Genomic DNA, 21,524 nt, shown 5'->3' with positions numbered 1-21,524 from the left:
ACCTTTGTCCGAAGATCAAGAACCCCGCCCCGGGACCTCGCACCACCCCGTCCAGCCTCGGGCGACCCCGACTCGGGGTACCTTCCGGGATCCTCAACATTGATCATCGCCGGCGCCGCGTCCGCCGGCCGGCATGCCACTCACCGCCTCCGATGTCCCCGATGGGCGTGGCCCGTTGACGCCACCCGTTCCACCGAGGTCCAGGAGGGCCCTCATCAGGTTCGCGTTGATCGACTTCACGAGCCGTCACCGTTCCCGAACGTCGGTAAACGCCCTGGGCACGTTGGCCGTCCAGCAACTTGACGAAGGTCGGGCGCGCCACGGCTCCCAGCGCTTCCGCAGTTTGCGGCACGAAGGAAGGTCGAGCCACACGTGCATCCCTCTTCAGCGTCCCACCGTGCAGGCCCGGCATGACGGCGAGCAGACCCTTGACGTCCCGGGACCCGGAAAGCCTCGGACGCTACCGCCTGACAGGACGCCTTGGGGAAGGCGGCCAGGGCGTCGTTTACCTCGCCGAGGACGAGGACGGTCGTCGGGTCGCCTTGAAGGTCCTTCATGACCGCGGCGGTTCACGCGATGCCTTCCTCAAGGAAATCTCGGCGGCGCGCAAGGTGGCGTCCTTCTGTACCGCCGAAATCCTCGACATGGGGGAAGACGACGACCTCTCCTACGTCGCCACGGAACTCATCGACGGCCCCTCCCTGCGCGATCTCGTGCTGGAGAACGGCACGCAGGACGGCCCCTCGCTCTACCGTCTGGCCATCGGAACGGCCACGGCGCTCGCGGCGATTCACGAAGCGGGTGTCGTCCACCGCGACTTCAAGCCCGGCAACGTCCTGGTCGGCTCCGACGGCCCCCGTGTCATCGATTTCGGCGTGGCCCGGTCCTTGGACGCCACGGTGACCGCTACCAGCACGGTCATCGGCACCCCGTCCTATATGGCCCCGGAGCAACTCGCAGGTGAGCCGGTCGGCCCGGCCGCCGACGTGTTCGCCTGGGGTGCGACCATCGCCTACGCCGCGATCGGCCGTCCGCCCTACGGCCAGGACACCATCCCGGCCGTCATGAACCGCATCATGAAGGGCAAACCGGATCTCGGCGGGCTGTCCGGCCCGCTACGCGTTCTCGTGGCCCAGACCCTTCACAAGGAACCCGCCAAGCGGCCCCGCAGCCGCGACGTCCTGCTGCAGCTGCTGGAGCATTCCCAGGGCCCGATCAGTGCCCCCGAAGCCCTGTCCCAAGGCCACGCCCTGGCCAGAGCCGACGACGCCACCCTCGCGAACGAGCGCACCACCCGCTGGGCCACCGTCAGACTCCCCGTGGAGGGCAACCCGGCGAAGCGCGCCGCCTTACAGCGCGTCCCTCTCGTGGCCGGCCTTCTCATCGCGGTCGTGTTACTTGTCGGCACCATCGCGATGGCCGTCAAGGCGAGAACCTCCGCCCCTTCCCGCATGGCTACGACCACCCCTAGCGCTGCTGCGACTCCCCGAACCACCCACACCCCGCTCAGCAGGAAATCACCAGTTGCGGCGCCCAGGACCGGCCCTTTGACAACTCCCGCCGCCGTGGCCACCGCCGTGGAGAAAGCCGTTGCGCGACAGCAAACGGCCGCCTTCACCGCCGAGGGAGGCATGACCCAAAGCGCCGACAGTTTCGAAGCGCAAGGCAGGCTGCACTACCAGTCCGGCCAAAGCACCAACTACGACCTCACGGTGCGCACCGATCTGGGCTCCTCGTATGGAGCGCCGGACCGCCAACGCATCATCGTGATCGGAAATTGCGGCTACTACCGCAACGACCCCACGACCTGCCATCCCACCGGCGCCACATCGCAGTCGGAGATCAGCGATGTCTTCATCTGGACGGCGAGCGAGGTGAGGTGGGTCACCTCTCCATACAACGTTCTGGAACTTCTCCGGAAATCCCCGGCACTCAGACGCTCGGCCGACAGCGGCACGATCACCTACCGCGGCACGGCGCAGGGTGGAGACCTCGCGGCCAGTGGGCCGATAGCGTCCTTTTACAAGATGTTCGGCAGCAGGATGAGCAAGGTCACCTACACGCTCGTCACCGACCGCGAGAACTTGCCGAAACGTCTGGACATCGACATCTGGAGCAGGGTCGCGCCGGACCTCGTCTACCATTCGCTCTACTCCGTCGGCTACCGCGATTGGGGAGCGAGCGGCACGATAACGCGCGCGTACTGACTGCGTCGGTCTTGGGTCAGGGGTTCTTGCGGCGGAGTTTGTTCCAGGCGGTGCGGGCGTAGGCGTTCAGGCGGGTGCTGAGGCGGCGGGCCGTGGGGAACTCGGTGCCGAGGAGGCCCAGGCCGGCGAGGATCGCGACGATGCCGGGTCCCGGTATGACGAGCATGACGCAGCCGGCGACGATCAGGGCCACGCCGGCGATCGCGACGCCGACCTTCCGGAGGAGCCGGACGGGCGAGCGGCTCTCGGGAGCCGATGCGGTGTCGGCCGTCGGTTCCATCGCGGTCGTGGTCACAGATCCTCCTGGCTTGTCTGGCTTTCCCTTGTGGGACGAGTCGGGGCCCGCCGGTGGATCCCGATCGCGGGGAGTGTGACGAGGACCACGTCCCGCGCGATGCCGCCCGCGGGCGTTCGTCCGGCCGCGGGGGCGGCGGGGGCTAGCATTCGATCATGAGGATCCCGGTCGGCGTGCCGCGCCGGCTGCGCGGGCGCCTCGGCCGGCTCGCCGCGCGGGTCTGGAGGCGGCTGGGCGGGCGGATGCAGTGGCGGCTCGCGCGGCTCCGGCACGACACGTTCCTGGTGTACGCGGGCGGGATCGTCCAGGACGACGAGGGCAGGATCCTGCTGCTCCGGCATCGGCTGTGGCCCGAGTACCGGGCGTGGGGCCTGCCGGGCGGGTACGTCAACGCCGGCGAGCGGCTTGAGGACGGGGTCAGGCGCGAGGTGCGCGAGGAGACGTCGCTGGAGGTCGAGGTCGTTCCGCGGCCGCTCGGCCTCGCCGGCGGCTTCCGGCACCGGGTCGAGGCGTACTACGAGGCGCGGATCGTGGGCGGGCGGCTCGAGCTGGACGCGGCGGAGATCCTGGAGGCGCGCTGGTACCCGCTCGACGCGCTGCCGGACGCGATGTCCCCGCGCCTGCGCGCCCTGATCGGCGCGCTTGACCTCAAGGGAGGTTGAGGTTACAGGCTGGGCACCATGAGCCTTACCGATCTTGAACGCGAGTACCTCGCCGGGCAGCGGCTCGGCCGGCTGGCCACGGTGGGCCCGAAGGGCGACCCGCAGAACAATCCCGTCGGGTTCAGGTACAACGCCGAGCGGGGCACCATCGATATCCGCGGATACAACCTCGCCCAGAGCCGCAAGTACCGCAACCTTCGCGGCAACGACCAGGTGGCGTTCGTCGTCGACGATCTGGCCTCGATCACGCCGTGGCGCGTGCGCGGCATCGAGATCCGCGGACGTGCCGAGACCGCGGTGGAGGACGCGGGCCAGGAGGCTCATGTCACCGCCGACGTCATCCGCATCCACCCGCGCACCGTCTTCGCCTGGGGCCTCGACCCGGACACCGACGGAATGATCAAACGCGTCATCGACTAGCCGCGCCGCACACCGGTGAGGAATTCGGCAAAGGAACCACTCCGCGGCGCCATACATCTATTAGGCGTCCGCCGTCACACTTGGCCACGGCCGGTCGGTGCCCGATTTTCCCCGGGCACCGGCGGCCGGCCCGCCCTATGGTGTGAGCTGTTTCCGCAGCCAAGGGGGTTCCTATGCCGGTCGGCAACGTCGGGGACGTCAGCTTCAACCGGTTGATCTCCGCGGACTTGCGCCAGACCATCACCGCGGTACCGCAGTCCCTGGACAATCAGTGGTTCGATCGCGATCTTCTGGGCGAGGCGCTCAGGGCGGGCCGGGTCGGCCGGGATGTGCTGGAGAAGCAGGCGCGAAGATCCCGGCGAGAGTACCTGCGGGCCCTGCTGAACGCCGAGAAGGTGCTCATCAACCGCGCCTTTCTCTACAACAACCGGCAGGTCTACCAGGACTACGCGAAGAAGGGCCCGGACCAGAAGGCGTTCCGCGAGATGCTGGCGAGCGGCGTGATCATTCCGATGCTGCTGTCGGAGGACGGGCCGCTCCCCGCGGACGGCCCGCGATTCCAGGTCACCGAGGGCATCGAGGCGTGGCGGCGGACGGCGGAGAGCACGCCCATGTCGTGCCTGCGGCTGTCCTGGGACGACACCGAGAACGCCCTGCTGGCGGAGGAGATGAACCGGACGTTCGGCGAGTTCCTGACGGGCTTCCTCCATTTCAAGGTGCCGGCGCTGCAGCGCGATTTCGGCTTGGACGAGGAAGAGGCCAGGAGCGCCCTCGGACGTCTCAAGGAGGTCGCGCGATGGGCTTTCGATGAGCTGGACGCCGGGCGGCCCGTGGTGCGGCAGACGCTCTACGAGAGATTCGTCGTCGGAGACGGCGGGAACGTCGCACAGCGGCAATACGACGCCGGGCTCCCGCACATGCCCATCGTGAAGCAGCTGGTCGACCTGAAATACGCCACGAACCTCGCCGACGCGGTCGACGTCTTCGCCTTGACGCCGAGCAATTCACCGCGTCGCACCGCCTTACAGGAAGGGCTGGCGCAGATTCGCCGGCGGCGGGACGGCCCGACCGAATCGACGGACGCCGACGAACTCATCAGGCTGCTGCGAAACCTGAGCTTCGAGGACGTGCAGGGCCTTCTGGAAGCGGTGCCGACCCTCGACCGCCTTTCCCTGGCCGACACCTGGCGAGTCCGCAACGAACCGGAGTGGCACGCGTACAAGACGGCGCTCGCCGGGGTCATCAACGCGCCTTCCATCGAGGCCCTGGCCGATCCGGGCACCGGTGTCGTCGAGATCAGCCGGGCCTATCTCGCGATGCTCCGGAAGGCGGAGGAGGTTCGCGACGACCGTTCCGGCGGGCGGTTCGGCGGGCTGACGGAAATCGCCATCGACATCGGGGCCGTGACCCTCAACGTCCTGTACATGCCGGGCGACACCGTCGCCTATGAGGTGGCCGGAGAACTCGGCAGCCTCGCGGGGACCCGCGTGGCCCGGGTTACGCTGCGCCTCGGCCTGGGCAGGTTCCTGGCGAGCAGAGCGCGTCACCGGATCGAGACCACGGCACAGCTGCTGGACATGCGGATGGAAGACCCGTACCGGGAGGCCAGGAAGCTGATCGGTTTCCTGTCCGGACAGGCGGTCGGGCGAGGTTCCGGCGACGACGGCGCCGACCTGTCGAATGAGGGTGAATGACCACGCCTTTCGAGGAGTACGAACTGCTGCGCCGAAGCCGGCCGGATCTGTTCGCCAATCCGCCCGGCGCCGGGAGCGTGATCCTGGACGAGTTCCCGCCCGAAGGCGGCCCGTACGGGATCTGCTATCGGGACCAGTACCTCACCCTGCTACGGGATCCGGTCGCGTTCCCGGACGGCCGGACCGGCGGTTACCTCAGGGCTCTGCATTCCGGCGGCCACGCCGGGGCGGCCGTCCTCCCCGTCCATGACGGCCGGATCGTCCTGCTGCGGCATTTCCGGCACGCGACGCGCCAATGGCATTGGGAGATCCCGCGGGGATTCCCCGAGCCGGGCGAGCCCGCGGAGAAGACCGCGCGCAGGGAGCTGGAGGAGGAGATCGGCGTCCCGGCCGAATCGGTCGAGTTCCTCGGGGACGTCTACGCCGACACCGGCGTCGCGGGAAGCAAGGTCGGTCTCTTCTGGGCCGCCGTCGGCCGGCCGGACTTCTCGATCCGCGGGGAGGGCATCGACCATATCGAGCTGGTCTCGCCACAACGGCTCGACCTCATGCTCGGGCAAGGCGAGATAGCCGACTCGTTCACGATGGCCGCGGTCTTGCACGCCAAACAACGCGCGCTGCCCCCGTTCGCCGGGCAGGACGGTCCCGCGTAAACGGGAACCGTCCAGCGCGGCGAAGTGGGCGAGCCACCGTCGTCCCTCGCCGCCCCACAGGTCACCGATCGACGGGCAGACGACCGTGGCGCGCGGGTCCTCGGCCCCGATGATCGCGGCCGCCCGGCGGGTCATCTCGACCATCGTCTTCACGTCGCCTGTGTAGTGGTAGTGCGTGTTGGCGAAGTCCCACAGCTCATACGCCTCGATCCGGCCGCGGTACCGGGTGACGAGGACGCGGACGTAGCGGTCCCAGTCGGCGAGGTCGCGAGGCGGCGCCGTCCTGGAGTCGTCCAGATAGGGGCTGCGGGGGCCGTCGGGCGCCGCCCACACCGGGGTCATCCCCATCGTGTGGAGCATCGGAAGCCCAGCCCGTCCGGCGCCCGCCACCATGCGGTCGAGCGGGGTCCAGTCGAACCGGTCCCGGCTCGGCTGGACGTTCGACCAGCGCGTCTCGCTGTCCCACGACCGGACCGACCCGATCCTGAACCCGGGCATCGCGCCACTGTTCGTCCCGATCGTCGCGCCGAAGAACGCCCGTGGAACGGGACGGGGCGGGCCGTTCACCCAGGCGGGACCAGGCACCAGCTGCCGCCCCTGCGACGACGCCTCGCCAAGTGCCTGGGAGGACGGCTCGGCCGTCGCCCCGCCCAGGCAGACCAGGGCCACCAGCAGGAGCACGACTCCGACACCGAGTCGAGGCACGACGGGACCGCGTACCCAGGCCGGATAGGCGTCGACGGTGTTGCCTGGAACCGGGGCGGGCGCCTCTGCTCGGACGGGACCGGAAGGCTCTGCGGTGGCCGGGCCGCGGACGGCCGCCGCGCCACGCACAGGCGCTGACTTCAGGGCCCTTGTCGTCTCCACGGTCGGCTCGGGCTCAGGCGGGTTCGGCGGCGGTTCCGGTTCGGCGCGCCAGGGCGCCACCTCGTCTCTGAGAATCGCCTCATGAAGATCGCGGAGCCGTTCGCCCGGTTCCAGGCCCGTCTCCTCGATCAGCAGCGTCCGGCCGTCGCGGTAGGCCTGGAGCGCTTCCGAACGCCTGCCGCAGCGGTAGAGGGCCAGCATCAACCCGGCCCGCAGCTCCTCACGGAGGGGTGCTCATCGACGAGCGAGGCCAGCTCCGCCACGATCGCGCCATGCCGTCCGAGGTCCAGCTCGACGGCGAGGCACTGCTCCACCGCCGCGAGGCGCATCTCTTCGAGCCGCGCGGCCTCACGAGGGACGAACGCCCCCGTCCGCCCCGTCCAGAGCGGGACCCCACCAGACGCCGAGCGCCTCCCGGAAGGCACCGGCCGCCTCCGCCAGGCGGCTCGCCCCGGCGTGCGTCCTGGCCCGGTCGACGAGTTCGACGAACACGGCGAGGTCCACCTGCGCCGCCCGGGTGCGCAGCAGATATCCGGGCGGACGCGTCTCCAGCAACTCCGCGGCCTCACCGAGCGCCCGCCGGACCCGGTGCACCAGCGTGTGCACCTGGGTACGGGCGGAGGACGGCGGGCGCTCCCCCCACAACTCGTCCACGAGCCGGTCCACGGACACGACACGGCCGGCGCTCAGCAGCAGCGCCGCGAGGAGCGCCCGCTGCCTCCCGCCGCCGAGGGCCGCCGCCCGGTCACCGACGTTCGCCTCGACCGACCCGAGCACCGAGAAGGTGACGTCGGGCATGGACCCCTCATCTCGGTTCGTCGGCGGATCTGCTGAATACATGCCATCCACGCGCCGTATTGTCCAGCGATCACCCGCATCCGGCCACGTGGCGAGGGCGCGGCGAGCGGAGGCACAACGGTGCCGGGCGCGAACCCCGGCCCTGCCGCCCTCCCCGATCGACCAGCTATTCGAACCCGCAGGCGAATCCGCCTCCTCTCATTTTCAGCTCCACCACCCATGCATTTCTTTCACGGATGTTGACAGGTGAGTCGAGCAGCCATCAGAATCCGGCGAAGCAGAGCACCGCCCCTCTTCCCCGGGCGCACCCCGCGGAGCTCGTGCATCTCTTTCAACCGACGCCGGTCCGCCGCGCGGGCGCCATCCGGCATGATCATCGGGAGAGCGATGAACGAGAACGCGGAGGAAACCCGTCCTTGGCTGCGGGTGATGAAGGAGGAGTGCCCGGTCGGCGCGCCGCAGCAGGCCTGGATCGAGGCGTCGATGACATGGTTCGCGAGCGAGTTCGGCCGGGAGCCGCTGCTCGGCGGCATCGTCCTTCCGGGACCGAGCCTCGCGTCCGGCTACGAGGGGACGCCGCGGCAGATCAACCGCCTGATCGCCGGCGTGTGCACGGTCATGTCGCTGGAGCCGTCCGACCTGGTCGTGGAGTTCTTCGACCTGCGGGACAACGAGGACAAGGAGGGCAGGCGCGCGGTCGGGCACTACTCCGTCCGGTACGGCCGGCCGGTCATCGGGCTGGACGTCAGCGAGGCGTCCGACGCCGAGTACCTCACGGCGATCATCGCCCACGAACTCTGCCACGTCCGGCTCCTCGGGGAAGGGCGCATCACGACCGAGCGCAAGGACCACGAGCGGCTGACCGATCTCCTCACCGTCTATTTCGGGTTCGGGATCTTCAGCACGAACGCCGCGTTGCGATTCGCGGACGGCACACCGGGTTTCTCCGTGCGGCCTCTCGGTTATCTCGATGAACGCGCGCTGAACGCCGCCTGCAGCGACGGCTATTCACGGGTCGGATATCTCACCGAACCCGAGTTCGGGTACGCGATGGCCTGCTACGCCTGGCTGCGCGAGGAAACGGAGCCCTCGTGGGCCCGCCACCTCGACCCGGGTCCGCGCACACACCTGGAGCAAGGGCTGGCATATCTGTCGCGCTGCGCACCACAGGGCCGGTTCCCGACGACCAGGACCGGCGGCGTCCGGATAACGGTGCATGCGAGAACGAACACCGCGGCTCGCGGCGTGCGCCGGCCGTTCCCCGTCTTCACGCGCGGCGGCGCCCGTCCAGCGCGCTAGCACCACTCTGGGCGAATTACGCATCGCCGGTCAGTGTTCGCGCTGTTGTCGCTTCCGCGTCGGCATGCGCGCCTGCCTCCGTTAACCACCGCCGGGCCATCCTCCTGTGTCGATCAAAGGGAGGGTGTATGTCGGAGCAGTTTCCTCGCCGCCGGTTCCTCGCCACCGGTGGAGCGGCATCAGCGCTGGCCGCCGGCCACGTCCTGCTGGGTCCAGCGCTGCTGGAGCAGGACGGGGCGCTCGCCGCGGTCCGCTCGTACGGCGGCGTCCCGTTGCCGCGTGGCCTGTTCACACTCGGGGTGGCGTCCGGTGACCCGTCGCCCGACGGCTTCGTGTTGTGGACGCGGCTGGCGCCACGTCCCGTCGACGGCGGCGGCATGCCCGACCGTCCCGTCCCGGTGACGTGGCAGGTCGCCGAGGACGAGCGCTTCCGCCGGATCCGCGCGAGCGGCACCGAGACGGCGCGTCCCGGCCAGGGACACGCGGTGCACGCGGAGGTCGGCGACCTGCGCCCCGACCGCGAATACTTCTACCGGTTCCGGGCCGGCGGCGAGCTGTCGCCCACCGGCCGCAGCCGCACGGCGCCATCGCACGGGGCCGTCAACCGGCGGCTGAAGTTCGCCTTCGCGTCCTGCCAGAACTGGCAGGACGGCTATTTCACCGCCTACCACCATTTGGCGCAGGAGGACCTGGCGTTCGTCGCCTTCCTCGGCGACTACATCTACGAATCCGTCCCGCGAACCACGACCGTCCGCGCCCACGAGGGCACCGACGAGCCCTACACGCTCACCGATTACCGCAACCGGCACGCGCAGTACAAAACCGACACGAACCTGCAGGCCGCGCACGCCGCCTTCCCCTGGATCACGACGTGGGACGACCACGAGCTCGACAACAACTGGGCCGACGAGATCCCCCAAGACCCGGACCAGCAGACGCACACCGCGTTCCTGGCCCGCCGCACCGCCGCGTTCCAGGCGTACTACGAGCACATGCCCCTCCGCCGGTCCACCCGCCCGCGCGGCATCGACATGCGGCTGCACCGCAGGCTCGCCTTCGGCCGGCTCGCCACCGTCCACGTCCTCGACACCCGCCAGTACCGCAGCGACCAGCCCGCCACGCTCGCCGAGGCCGAGGACCCCGCCCGCACCATGACCGGCGCCGCCCAGGAGAAGTGGCTGGTGGACGGCATGTCCCGATCCGGCACGCGCTGGAACCTGCTGGCTAACCAGGTGATGTGGGCGTCCAACGACCGCATGGCCGGCCCCGAAGAGGTCTACGACTTCGACAACTGGGACGGCTACCGCGCGCAGCGCCGGCGCATGCTGGAGTTCTTCGGCTCCGGCCGGACGGCGAACCCGGTCGTGCTCACCGGTGACCGGCACGCCACCTGGGTCTGCGACCTGAAACCCGAGTTCGGCGACCCCGCGTCCCCCGTCGTCGGCGCGGAGATCACCGGGACGTCGATCAGCTCCGGCGGCGACTCCGACCCCGCCGCCTTCCACCGGACCTACGACCCGATCATGGCCGAGAGCCCGCACTGGAAGTACATCGGCAACCAGCGCGGATACGTCGTCTGCGACGTCAGCCCGTCCCGGCTGCTGGCCTCGCTCCGCACCGTCAGCACCGTCTGGTCCACGAGCGGAACGACGGTGACCACGGCCGCGCGCTTCCAGGTCGAGGCGGGACGTCCAGGAATCACGGTGGTCGACCAACAGGACACACGGCAGACCCTCAGTTCGTCCGCGCGCCGCTACGACGTGGACGACGACCAGTTCTGACCGCTGTCCGGCACCGGCCTGCTCACCGGCCGGTGCCGGACGCGCATGTCCGTGGTGGATCAGTGGTACATCGGTGGCGGCACGGATGCCCCCGGCCGTCCCGCTGGAACACGATCGGAACAACGCGAGTGTTCCGATACACCGACCGGAGGAGACCACCATGCGACGTGTCATCAACTCGACCTACATATCGCTCGACGGCGTCGTCCACGAGCCCCAGAACTGGACGTTCGGCTACCGCAGCGAGGACGCCGCCCAGCACGCGCAGGACCTGCTGTTCGGCGCCGACGCGATCATCATGGGCCGGCGGACCTACGAGGTCTTCGCCGACTCCTGGCCGAAGATGAGCGACGAGACCGGCATGGCCGACCGCATGAACACCCTGCCGAAGTACGTCGCGTCCGACACGCTGACCGACCCGAGTTGGAACAACACCACGGTCAGCAAGGTCGGCGACTTCCCCGGCATGCTCCGGGGCCTGAAGGAGCAGCCGGGGCAGGACATCGTCCAGTACGGATTCGGCCCCCTGACAGGAGTTCTGCTCCGCGAGGGCCTGCTCGACGAGATGCAACTGTGGCTGCACCCACTCTTCTGCGGCAGCCCCGCGCCAAGCGACCTCATCGCACACCACGCACCCGAGGCCAAATTCCACCTCGCCGACGTCCGCCGCTACGACTCAGGCGTGATCATCCTCCACTACCAGCCGATCTGACACCGATACTCGGCTGTGAGCGGTCTGCATCGACGGAGGCCCTGAGGCGCGCGGGCACCTGGCAATCGCTCCCGAGCCTTCCATGCATGGACGCGCGGGGAGGGAGAACGACGATGCCGGGTGCAAGCCGTCCGTGAAGAGGTCCTGGACGGGGGACTGAGACACTACCCGGTCGCCGGAGAACGAACGCCCAGCCTTGAAACCCTGGCGACCTGACGGCCAAACACCACGAAAGCGGACTTATGGAGACGAACGCGGGCCACGTGCCCGCGAGTGCGGAAGCAGAGCCGCCAGGACCGCGGGTCCTGCTGGCAATGCCCGGCGGTGTGTACGTGAACAGCGTGAGTTACACACCGCGGATGCGCCGAGGTCACCGGGACGCGGGCTCTGCTTCTAACCACCTGGCTGGGTCCACGACGATCCGTCTGGAGTCAGAAAGGGAAGTTGCCGAAGAGCGCTCGTGCACCGCTCGACCAGCGACTCCAATCACATACTCAGACAAAGTAGACATTTCCATATTCCTCAACTTCTCGCGCCCAAAGCATGGATCAGCACGTCATAGGACGCTCAGTATACGAATCCACGTCCTTTAAGCGGCAGGCTCGCGCGATACGCAGACCAGGCGTCGAGCACTCGACGCCCGCACGTGCAAAGTTCGGACGTGCGCGATTTCATAGGGGATCGGCGTGCTCCCGATGTCAGCCCCGCACGTCAGGGGCCACGCCTGGCGGCCCGTCCGACCGATGCCCTGATGGTGGTCCGCTTCCCCTCGACGAAAGGGCAGCGAGCGTGGGCGTGGAACACGGCGGATCAGACAAGGGTCCCGAAACCGGGGACAAGCCCACAAAGCCTGATAGCGCCAGTGGACCACCGCCCGACAATCCCGGATCACCCGGGCAGCAGTCCCGCATCGAGAGCCTCAAGGCCGCAGGCTGGAACGTCAACGGCCAGCAGGAAAGCAGCAGCGAACGCGGACAGAAAAGCAACGAGTCCTCCTCGACCGGATCGAGCGAAGAGAGCGCCTCCGCCGCCCCCAAGACCGAGAAGGGGACCGGATCGGAGACTGGCTCCCAGCCTGGTGACGGCAAGAGCGAGCCCGGCCGCCCGAAGCCCGAAACCGGCGAGGCAGCGCCACGGGACGAGGGCAAGGGGGAACCTCGGACGACCGAGCCTGGGGAGCGACACCCGAAGGCCAACGCCGAACCGCAGTCGACCAGCGAGCGGAACGGCGAAGCGGCCAAGAACACAGAGCCTCTCGGCGACAAGGACAGCCGCACCGAGCTCGGCGACAAGCCCCGCGCAGACGACTCCGGCAAGCCGCCCACCGAGGCCCCTGAGCCGTCCAAGCCGATGACCCGCCGCGAAAGCCTCCAGAACGCCGGCTGGGACTTGCGCGACCCACCGGCGCCCAGCACCGATCAATCATCGTCCAAGAAGACGGATGAAAACGCTGCGCCACCAGAACCCCGAGACGGCAAGCCGGCGACCGACGCTGGCGGTCTCCAGGCTGACGAAACCACGCCACAGGACAAGCCCGCCCCACCAGTAGCCGAAAGCGACAACGCCAAGGCAAACGAAGCCGGCAATCTGCGCGTCACCACCGACGATCAGAACACAGGCAAAGCGTCGGACAAACCAGAACCTGAACTCGGCGAGACACGACCACAGGCAGAGCAGGTCGGACAAACAAACCCACGGGACGGCGACATCCCGGCTAGGGAGCAGCCCACCAGCAACACCGTGGCTGACTCCGACCGGCCCACTGGGCAGACACCCAAAGACCAGGCCAGCACGAGCAACCCAGAGACCAAGCCTGCGCAGGAGAAGGCCCCAAAGCCGGAGGCCCCTGCAACACCACCACCCACTGAGCAACCCCCAGCCACAGACAAGCCAACCGCAGAAACCACCGACACCGACCCGCAACGAGCAACACCGGAGACGGCCACCAACGCCCCAGAGTCCGCGGAGCATGGAACCAAACCGCCGGAACGGCAACCGGAACAACCCTCTGCCACAGAAGACGAGACTAGGGACGCCCCAGCAGACCAACGCCCTGCCGGCGACGCCTCACCCTCACCCACAGAAACGCGCGACCATGATAAGAAAGCCGAGGAGACAGACCTCCCCGAACCCTTCACCGAAAGCAACCCACCCGACCGCGCCCCAACCCAAACCAGCGAAACGGAGGAACCTGGCAAAGAACTAGGTACCCATGAGGAAAACCTGCCCGAACCGGAACAGAACCCATATCGCGCAAGAATCACCCTGCGCCGCGACAGCGACGGCAACTTCATCCAGGAAAGACGCTTCGACGTCGAAGACGATACGCCGGACCGCGCCGAACCCCGCAACCCCCAAGAGGATCCAGCCGAACGCGACCTCCTCGCCGCAGATCCCGAGCGTCGACGGAGTCCAAAGGATCTACGTAAGGAGATGCTCAGAGCCACCGCAGAACTCAACGACGCCGTTAACGAAAACGCCAAACCAGCTTTCAAGCAGTTCGACACAAAGCCGCCAAAAGTCCAACCTTGCTTGGCCCGCAATATATCCGACCATATCCAATCCCTGGATCAACCCATTAAGGGTGGAGACGTAATGGTAGGCATGGTTAGCGGGATGATTATATTTACCGAAATCACTCGACGGAGTATCGAATTGACCAAGAAGCTTGGAGGAAGAGAGCATGCGGGTAACCGATGACCAAGTAGCCGCCCTTCACTCTCAATTGGCAGGGGAACCACCAGAAGAGCACCTACAACTATTCAACAAGCTCGACGAGACCGACAACGTCGGCTATGCAGCGCTTTTGGCCGCTGGCTTGTTCGAGGCGATCCAGCGACGTTTCGCCCAGGAGGGCCGTAGCGCCGATCGAAGGGAAATCGTTGACTTCATTGCCACCGCGCGAGAAAAGGATGACGAGGCTCCCGACACGATAAACCCTGACGTCGCAGAGCGAATAATACTGCATGCTCTCGGCCAGGGAACGATAGCGGACATCGACGACAAGACCGTCCTCGCCCATCAGATCATTCTGTTGGCAGCTCTGGTTGCTCAGGAGCATTACACCAAGGCCGAACTTGAGGCGTTCATGTCTCAAATCCGAGCAGATGCCGAAGAAATGCTTGAGTGATGAACTACTCGCGCGTTGAAATTTGCGAGGAGAACATCCTCGCGTTGCGGTCATTCTTACTGGACGGGCCCGAGGCGTGGGTGCCTCTGCAGGACGAACTCCAGAAGGACGACGAGACCGCAGCCGGGTACATGTCGTTGCTCTTCGGGGCATTCTGCGTGGCGGTGCGGCGGAGGTTCTCGCCGACCTACACCGTTGGTGACATCGTTCGCTTCGTCGCCGACCTGCGGATCAAGGCCGAAGAAGACGCTCACCTGATCAACACGCTCGTCGCCGAGGACATGATCCGCCGCGCCGTCGACGCGGCACCGCTGAAGGGCGATGTACCGGACGACCCGTCGACCGTACTGCACGCCCAGGTCATCATCCTGCTGTACCTCATCGCCGAGGCCGAATTCGACCGTGCAGGCCTAGAGCAGTTCATCGACGAGACCACGGCATACACCAAGATGTGGCTGGACGCCCGGCAGAGCGAGTCCGTCGACTCGTCTGGTCAACGGTCCTGACACCCCATACCTATCTCCGTAGGTCGAGTCTGGTCAGTGTTCCGCGATGACCACCGTTGCTGGCAACGCTCTCTGCCACCGAAGGGAGCTGGACGCTCTCAATGGGCGGCGCGGTAGGCGGTGTATTCGCGGATGAGGGTGGGGTGGGGCATGCGGGGCCAGCGGCTGAGGGCGCCGGTGTGGCGGTCGACGATCAGCAGTGGAGCCGGGTCGTCGGCGGGGGCGTCGGCGGCGCGGGTGATGAAGCCGTCCGGGAACTCCTCGACGATGACCGGGACGGGGCGGGCGCCGCGGGTGAAGTGGGCGTCGGCGCGGCGCCACGCCTCGGCGCGGTCGACGCCGCAAGGGCGGACCGTGTAGGCGGTGAGGACGTCGGCGACGCCGCGCAAGGTGCGGCAGCCGCGGGTGCCGCAGCCTCGGCAGATCTCGCGGCCGTGCGGGTCCTCGCCAGGGCGGTGCGCGGAGAGCACGCAGGTGAGCGCGGCCGTGCAGGCGAGTACCAGGCGACGCGACTCGGCGACGAAATCGCGGCTGTAGGGGTCAAGGACTCCGTTCTGGACGAGTGCCGCGTCGATGGCGTGGACGTCGGCGCGCATGGCGGCGGTCATCGCGGCGTGGACGCGCCGATGGACCTGGTCGTGCGTCCAGGAGGCCGGCGCGGTCATGCGGCCCACTCCCCCGCGAACACGGCGGTGACGGTGCGGCCCTCGCCGTTGCCGTGCCAGCCCCAGCTCGCGGCGGTGAGGGAGACGGTGCGCAGCCCTCGTCCGGACTCGGCCAACTCGCCGGCGTCGGTGACGGTGGGCTCACCGGGGCCGCCCTGGTCGGCGACGGTGACGGCGACCAGGGCGCCGTCATGCGCGACCTCGACCGTGAAGAAGCCGCCGTCCTGACCGGACTTGGTGTGCCGCAGGGCGTTGACGACCAGTTCGTCGGCGGCGAGCAGGACGTCGTCGAGGAACGGGCAGCCGTCCAGGAGGCAGCCGACGAACCGCCGGACGTTGCGGGCCTGCTCGGGCCCGCCGGGGAAGGAGCGCCGCCACCGCAGCGGCGCGGGCGGGACTGCCGGGAGCATGGTCGGGGACATCGGACACCTCGCGGTCGTAACGGACATCGTGTGCTGCGGATCCTTCGGGTCACTCCTGGTCCGCGCGTCAATCGTCACAGGAAGTCGCCACCCGGTCACGATGATTCGTCGTTTCGGGGCTTCCGGGCGGCGGATCGGCACGCACGGTGCTCACATCCCCAAATCTCGCACGTGCGAGATTCGCACGCCCGTCAGCCGGACGAACAATCATTGGGTGCTCAAATTCTATTCGAGCGCCATTTTCAAAGCTGAGCTCGAACAGAAAGATGGCCGTGATATAAAGGTCGTGAAATCGATCCGGAAAGCGATAGGAGGTGCACCTTGGGCTCCCCCGATGCCGACGAGCGAAGAATCCCGATAACGGGTCTCCATGTCGCCGCGGTGCGCGCGCTGCTGACCCGCTGCAACGACGACTACCGGGAGCTGTCGAAGCAGATCGAGACGGAGGACGACTGCGAGGGGTTCGCCCGCCTGCTGTTCAGCGCCTTCTTCGAGGCCGTCGACCGGCGCTTTGCCCGGGAAGGTGACGCCGCCATCATCGAGTTCGTCGCGGACATGCGCGCGGAGAACCTCCACCTCCTCGACGACATCGACCCGTCCGTGGCCGAGAAGATGATCGCGTACACGCTCGGACGCGGCGAAATCGGCGACATCGACGGCGCCACCAAGAACAGCCATCTGATCGCGATTCTCATGCACCTGGCTGGGGACCTCCCGCCGGGCGGCGCCCTCGACCGCCTTCTCGCCACAGCCCGCCGCGACGCCGAGGAATGGTGACCGGATGACCGGTAAGTTGAAGATCACCATCGATGACCTCCACCGGGATGCCGTGCGCGGGCTGCTCCTGGACAGCGCGGACGACTTCGAGCGCGACCATGGCGAATCCCTGGACGCCGACCCCAATCCGATGGGTTTTTCTGCGCTCCTGACGTTCGCGACCGCGACCATGCTTCACCGCCGGTTCGCGCCCGCCTACACGCTCGCGGACGTGATCCGGTTCGTGGCCCGCGTGCGGGTGGCGCTCGACGACCCGAAGGCGCTCGGCGCGCTCGTCATCGAGAAGACCATCCGCATGCTCCTTGAGGACCCAGCGCTCGGGGAGGCGCCACCTTTCGGTGCGCCCCCGGAAGACATGGTGGCCGCTCTGTACGCCGTCCTCTTCCACCTCGTAGACGAGGCCGGCCTGGACGAGGGCGGCGTGGACTCGCTGATCGCCGAGGCCGCGCAGGTCGTCGACGGGCGCGAGTTCGACGTGGATGCGCTGCCGGTCCCCGTCCCGCCCGAGCTCATGGAGCGCCTGCGCCGGTCGTGACCGTCCCGGCCGGGCGGCGTCGCCCTCCCGGCCGGTGCGGGCCCGGCGGCTTGAGCCCGATGCCCGATGTTCACGACGAGCGAGTGGCCGCCGAACGCCCCGAAACATCACCCGTACTGACGTGGTCGGCCGCGATCCGGCGGGCCAGTTCGGTGACCTGGACGCCGAGCGCTTCGGGCGGGGCCGACAGGTCGAGGGCGGCTTCCACGATCTGGACGTCCTCGGTACCCGTGATGATGTGGATGTGCGTCTCGTTCTTCGACGCGTAGACGAGGTAGGCACGCCGCAGGTTCATCGCCGTGCAGTACGCGAGTACCTGGTAGAGATCCGATTGGGGCGTGTCGTCCACCTTGTACTTGGCGTCCACGACGGTGAAAGGGCGCCCGTCGGCGGTGTCGAGAACGAGGTCGGGACGCAGCCGGACCCGGTGCGCCCTGTCGAGATGGTGACGCTTGTCCTGGAGCCGCGCGATGTGCCCGTACGGCCGGAGCGCTTCGGCGAGCGCGACGCAGAGGTAGTCCTCGAATACCCGCCACATCTCCAGCATCAACCCGTCCGCGTGGAGGGCGGTGCCGTCGTCGAGTTCGTAGGACGCGCCGCGCAGGACGAGGCCGGCCAGTCCTAGCGCCGACTGGTAGCGGGTGTTGAGTCGCGTGGAGGTCCAGGCGGGCGGCGGGCGGCCGGGGATGAGGCGTTCGACCCCGTCCAGCCTCAGCGGCAGGTGGCGGAGCAGTCTGCGGGTGCCCATGGGAACGCCTGGGAGGGAGAGCAGCCGGTGAGCGGCGGCCAGCAGCAGCCGGTTCTCGGCAATGTCGGTGGTGTAGTCGTCGTACCGGACCTCGACCGGCACCGGGAGGCCGTGGCGGCGCCGGACCTGGTCGATCATGCGGATGCGCCCGCGCACGACGGGCAGGGCCTCCTCCGTGTCCCGGTATCCGAGCAGGACGCCTTGGCGCAGCGCCCGTTCGGCGGAGCGCGCGAAGGCGTGGGCGAGGGCGGGCAGCAGGTCCGGCCGTTCGCCGGCGTCCACGTCCTCCTGTCTCCAGCCGCGGGGGTTCCGCGCGTAGCCGAGGAGGAAGAGGAGCCGGTCGATGGGAGTCTTGGGCTCGACGCGGAGTTCGACGGGAGTCCGCGCCGGCCCCGTCCGCGCGGCACCGACAAGGCCGTTGTCCCGGAGTCGCCACAACCCGGGTCCCGGCCCCGGTGCCACGCGCGCCAGACCGGACGAGAGAAGGGCGGCGGCCTGTTCGGAGGTGAGTTCGTGCTCCGTCCAGGGGGCGTTCTCGCGGAGCCGGACGACGGTCACGTCAGCCTGCTCCGCAACGCGTCCAGCCCGTACCGGGCCGGGACGTCGGTACCGTCCCCGTAGTGGTGCTCTTCCAGCAGGGGAAGGATCTGGGTGCGCCAGATGCGCTCCAGGCCGGTGCCGGTGGCGGCACTTTCCCGCATCAGGTAGGACGGGCCGACCTTGAAGTCGCGGTCCTCGATCCGGCTGTTGAGTTCGGCGAGCAGCCGGGCGGGTTCGTCGGGAAGGTCCTCGCGGTCGAGCCAGCGGGCGAGCATGTCACGGGCCGGGGGCGCGTCGGGGTGGAGCTCGGTGAACCAGAAGCGGCGCCGCATGGCCGTGTCGACGAGGGCGATGGAGCGGTCGGCGGTGTTCATCGTGCCGATGATGATGACGTTGTCCGGCAACCAGAAGCCTTCGTCGCCTTCGGTGCCGTACAGCAGATTGACCCGCTCCTTCCGGTATTCGAGCAGGAAGTACAGCTCGCCGAAGATCTTCGCGAGGTTGCCCCGATTGATCTCGTCGATGATCAGCACGTAGGGGCGTCCGGGGTGGGCTCGGGCGGCGGTGACGACCCGGCGGAGCGGGCCGCGGACAAGGTCGAACGAGACGGTGCCGTCCTCGGTCTTCGCCGGGCGGTAGCCCTCGAAGAAGTCCTCGTAGGAGTAGGCGGGGTGGAACTGGACGAGCTGGACGCATTCCCGGCGGCCGGAGGTCAGGTGGCGGGCGAGGTGCCGCGCCAGGTAGGTCTTCCCCGTACCGGGCGGCCCGTAGAAGATGAGCTGCGGTCGTTCGCGGAGCAGCTCGACGCATTCCTGCAGCCATGCGCGGTCGACCAGGAGGTGGCGGGCGAGTTCGCCGGTCGCGTCGGGGAGGCGCATGGTCCGCTCGGGGACTTCGACGGGCTCTCCCAGCCGCTTCTCCAGGTCCGGCAGCAATGTGGTCAGCTCGACGACCTCGGCGTCGGGGTTGCCCACCAGGACGGAGAACTCGTCGGGCAGCTCGTCATAGTCGGCCGGCCGGTCGGCGTTGCGCCATTCCACGGCCCTTTGGAGATTGGCGCGCTCCCCCACGCTGCTGACGAAGAACGGACGTCCGGTGACGACCCCGAGGTAGATGTCGCTGCCGTTGTTGGTGACGACGATGTCGTTCTCGCCCATGCGGGACAGGAAGGCGTGGTACTCGGCGGTCAGGCGCTCCCGGTCCTGGACGCCGATCCCTGAGTAGTCCTCCCGGACCGCGTGCGCGACCTGCTCGACCGGCGCACCGGGCGGTAGATCGCGCAGCCTGGACGCGGCCAGGGAACACCGGCCCTCGGGGAGCCACAGGTCGGTGATCAGGTCGCCCGCGAGGACGTCCGACGCGCGGACCAGCCACGCGCGCCGCGACCGTGCGTCCTCCTCAACGTCCGGAACGGCCAGGAGGCGCAGGTCGGCGGCGGCCATCCGGTGTTGCGGGTCAGCCCGTCCATCCAGCGCAGGGACGGAGTCCTCGTCCAGGAGACGGAACCACTCCTCACGTTCCGGCTCGGTGAGATGCGCTTCGCGCGGCAGGGCGCCGTCGTCCGCGAGCAGCCGGTGCCATCCTTCCGGCCGGTGGCCCTGGAGCAGCCGGACGAGTGCCGTGGCATCGACGCCAGCTTCGAACGCCACGTCCGCCACCGACGCCCACTGCCCTTCCGGGAGGGCTTCGGCGTACTCGGTGGCGGTCTCGAACCGGTCCTTGTTCCGGCGCCAGTACTGGAACGCCTTGGACGCCTCGTCGTAGAAGGGGACGGGATCTGGGTACTCGTCCAGGGCGGCGCAGCCCAAGCCTGTCGGCCACCATTTGCGGTTGCGCTTGTTCAGCCATCCGGCCTTCTGCAGCCTGGTGGTAGCCCACCGAAACTCCTGCCCGGCGGCATAGCTCCAGCGGTGGTCGTCGGACATCTCCCGCCAGCGGGCTTCCAGATCCGGGACGGCGATGAAGATCTGGTCGGAGAGTTCGCCATAGCGGAGCCCCTCCAGGTCGGCGAACTGATCGCGGCTCGCCAGGATCCGCACGGCGGCGAACGCCATCTCCGCGACTGCGTCGGTACGGTTCGTCACCCGATCAAGGTTCGCAGCCACGAATCGGGCGCACCACGTACTTCGCCACTTCCGGCCGGGTGCCGGGCAAGGTGGTGAGGATGCGACGGCCTCGCCGCACCCGGCGGATTCCGGGAAGAACGTCGGCTCGCACCTACCGTCGTGGGTGGAATGGCCGCAGCGCGTCGAAGGACCACCGCCCGGGGTCGATGCGAGCAGAGGAGCGGATGGTGGGGCTGTGGGCCCCGATGCGGTCGCTGTTCCAGGCTCGGCATGGTCGCAGCGGTCCGCCGTCGCTGGCGTGACGGTGGCCGCACAGGTCCCGCAGCAGCACCGCCCGATGCTCTTGAGTCGCCGTCTGCCGTCCCGCCGTTCGGGAGAGGCAGCGGCCGATGTCGGCTGCTCCGCCTGCGGGAGCCGACAGACGGTCGGCCGTGACGCGCGGCACCGCGAGTCAGGGACCGGGTTGCCGTCAGACGATCGAGCACAGCCCGAATGGCTCACCCGGATCCGAGATCCGGACAAATAGGGCAATCTCATATCGCTTGAATCATTGTCGAACACGCCGTTGATTGCCAATCAAGAGTGTCCAAACCTGGGCGAAGCAACGGCGCTATGGCCAAGATTCGACGTGAGACGCATGGCGGGTGCCGGAATCCCAATGTCGGCACGTGCAAAGTTCGCACGTGCGCGATTACATAGGGGCTCGGCGTGACCGCGACGTCAGCCCCGCGCGTCAAGGCCCATGCC

The 21,524-nt window shown here is 68.3% G+C and carries 20 protein-coding genes and 1 pseudogene; 14 read left to right on the top strand and 7 right to left on the bottom strand.

Features of this window, described 5'->3' with window-relative positions:
- Positions 1-428 precede the first annotated feature (428 nt).
- Positions 429-2,207: a serine/threonine-protein kinase gene (locus tag BM339_RS09060; RefSeq protein WP_075020502.1), complete on the top strand. Its 1,779-nt coding sequence runs from the start codon at positions 429-431 to the stop codon at positions 2,205-2,207.
- A 16-nt stretch (positions 2,208-2,223) separates the two neighbouring features.
- Here BM339_RS09060 and BM339_RS09055 read toward each other — a convergent pair whose 3' ends face one another.
- On the bottom strand, positions 2,224-2,502 hold the full coding sequence (locus BM339_RS09055; protein WP_021592536.1) for a PGPGW domain-containing protein: 279 nt from the start codon (positions 2,500-2,502) through the stop codon (positions 2,224-2,226).
- 155 nt (positions 2,503-2,657) lie between these two features.
- Between BM339_RS09055 and BM339_RS09050 the strand changes: the two genes are divergently transcribed.
- The 5 genes from BM339_RS09050 to BM339_RS48535 all read left to right on the top strand — a co-directional run bounded on the left by BM339_RS09050 (position 2,658) and on the right by BM339_RS48535 (position 6,664).
- A complete protein-coding gene (locus BM339_RS09050) occupies positions 2,658-3,164 on the top strand; it encodes an NUDIX domain-containing protein (protein ID WP_024934752.1) in 507 nt (168 codons plus the stop codon).
- 18 nt (positions 3,165-3,182) lie between these two features.
- Complete coding sequence (locus BM339_RS09045; RefSeq protein ID WP_021592534.1) at positions 3,183-3,584, top strand: PPOX class F420-dependent oxidoreductase; 402 nt, start codon at positions 3,183-3,185, stop codon at positions 3,582-3,584.
- A gap of 173 nt (positions 3,585-3,757) precedes the next feature.
- Positions 3,758-5,278: a hypothetical protein gene (locus BM339_RS09040; protein WP_021592533.1), complete on the top strand. Its 1,521-nt coding sequence runs from the start codon at positions 3,758-3,760 to the stop codon at positions 5,276-5,278.
- A complete protein-coding gene (locus BM339_RS09035) occupies positions 5,275-5,931 on the top strand; it encodes an NUDIX hydrolase (protein WP_075020501.1) in 657 nt (218 codons plus the stop codon). Before BM339_RS09040 ends, BM339_RS09035 begins: the two co-directional genes overlap by 4 nt.
- Before the next feature lie 349 nt (positions 5,932-6,280).
- On the top strand, positions 6,281-6,664 hold the full coding sequence (locus tag BM339_RS48535; RefSeq protein ID WP_143118326.1) for a hypothetical protein: 384 nt from the start codon (positions 6,281-6,283) through the stop codon (positions 6,662-6,664).
- A gap of 263 nt (positions 6,665-6,927) precedes the next feature.
- Here BM339_RS48535 and BM339_RS52590 read toward each other — a convergent pair.
- Together BM339_RS52590 and BM339_RS09020 are read right to left on the bottom strand one after the other, a co-directional pair.
- Positions 6,928-7,223: pseudogene (locus BM339_RS52590) on the bottom strand (AfsR/SARP family transcriptional regulator); the annotation flags it as partial.
- Entirely contained in the window at positions 7,147-7,596 is a 450-nt protein-coding gene (locus BM339_RS09020) for an AfsR/SARP family transcriptional regulator (RefSeq protein WP_075020499.1), read from the bottom strand. The gene BM339_RS09020 and the pseudogene BM339_RS52590, both read right to left, overlap by 77 nt.
- Positions 7,597-7,983: 387 nt before the next feature.
- Between BM339_RS09020 and BM339_RS09015 the strand changes: the two genes are divergently transcribed.
- The 6 genes from BM339_RS09015 to BM339_RS08990 all read left to right on the top strand — a co-directional run bounded on the left by BM339_RS09015 (position 7,984) and on the right by BM339_RS08990 (position 15,024).
- Positions 7,984-8,895, top strand: a complete 912-nt coding sequence (locus tag BM339_RS09015) for a hypothetical protein (protein WP_075020498.1) — start codon at positions 7,984-7,986, stop codon at positions 8,893-8,895.
- Between the two features lie 128 nt (positions 8,896-9,023).
- Positions 9,024-10,676 (top strand): alkaline phosphatase D family protein, encoded by a 1,653-nt coding sequence (locus BM339_RS09010; RefSeq protein ID WP_083597462.1) that lies wholly within the window; start codon positions 9,024-9,026, stop codon positions 10,674-10,676.
- Positions 10,677-10,836: 160 nt separating this feature from the next.
- Entirely contained in the window at positions 10,837-11,388 is a 552-nt protein-coding gene (locus tag BM339_RS09005) for a dihydrofolate reductase family protein (protein WP_075020497.1), read from the top strand.
- A gap of 789 nt (positions 11,389-12,177) precedes the next feature.
- Positions 12,178-14,088, top strand: coding sequence for a hypothetical protein (locus BM339_RS48530; RefSeq protein ID WP_143118324.1), 1,911 nt, complete (start codon positions 12,178-12,180; stop codon positions 14,086-14,088).
- On the top strand, positions 14,072-14,518 hold the full coding sequence (locus tag BM339_RS08995) for a hypothetical protein (RefSeq protein ID WP_021592526.1): 447 nt from the start codon (positions 14,072-14,074) through the stop codon (positions 14,516-14,518). Before BM339_RS48530 ends, BM339_RS08995 begins: the two co-directional genes overlap by 17 nt.
- Positions 14,518-15,024 (top strand): hypothetical protein, encoded by a 507-nt coding sequence (locus tag BM339_RS08990; RefSeq protein ID WP_075020495.1) that lies wholly within the window; start codon positions 14,518-14,520, stop codon positions 15,022-15,024. The genes BM339_RS08995 and BM339_RS08990 overlap by 1 nt, the downstream gene beginning before the upstream one ends.
- A 98-nt stretch (positions 15,025-15,122) precedes the next feature.
- Here BM339_RS08990 and BM339_RS08985 read toward each other — a convergent pair whose 3' ends face one another.
- Positions 15,123-15,689, bottom strand: a complete 567-nt coding sequence (locus tag BM339_RS08985; RefSeq protein ID WP_075020494.1) for a hypothetical protein — start codon at positions 15,687-15,689, stop codon at positions 15,123-15,125.
- Positions 15,686-16,111, bottom strand: a complete 426-nt coding sequence (locus tag BM339_RS08980) for an ATP-binding protein (RefSeq protein WP_143118323.1) — start codon at positions 16,109-16,111, stop codon at positions 15,686-15,688. Before BM339_RS08980 ends, BM339_RS08985 begins: the two co-directional genes overlap by 4 nt.
- A 321-nt stretch (positions 16,112-16,432) precedes the next feature.
- Between BM339_RS08980 and BM339_RS08975 the strand changes: the two genes are divergently transcribed.
- On the top strand, positions 16,433-16,888 hold the full coding sequence (locus tag BM339_RS08975; protein ID WP_143118322.1) for a hypothetical protein: 456 nt from the start codon (positions 16,433-16,435) through the stop codon (positions 16,886-16,888).
- Between the two features lie 4 nt (positions 16,889-16,892).
- On the top strand, positions 16,893-17,423 hold the full coding sequence (locus BM339_RS08970) for a hypothetical protein (RefSeq protein WP_075020492.1): 531 nt from the start codon (positions 16,893-16,895) through the stop codon (positions 17,421-17,423).
- 70 nt (positions 17,424-17,493) lie between these two features.
- Here BM339_RS08970 and BM339_RS08965 read toward each other — a convergent pair whose 3' ends face one another.
- A complete protein-coding gene (locus BM339_RS08965) occupies positions 17,494-18,729 on the bottom strand; it encodes an McrC family protein (RefSeq protein WP_075020491.1) in 1,236 nt (411 codons plus the stop codon).
- Positions 18,726-20,795 (bottom strand): McrB family protein, encoded by a 2,070-nt coding sequence (locus BM339_RS08960; protein ID WP_143118321.1) that lies wholly within the window; start codon positions 20,793-20,795, stop codon positions 18,726-18,728. The genes BM339_RS08965 and BM339_RS08960 overlap by 4 nt, the downstream gene beginning before the upstream one ends.
- Between the last annotated feature and the right edge of the window lie 729 nt (positions 20,796-21,524).

This window comes from Actinomadura madurae, assembly GCF_900115095.1.
GTDB lineage: Bacteria > Actinomycetota > Actinomycetes > Streptosporangiales > Streptosporangiaceae > Spirillospora > Spirillospora madurae.
This window is presented reverse-complemented; position numbering and strand designations above follow the sequence as displayed.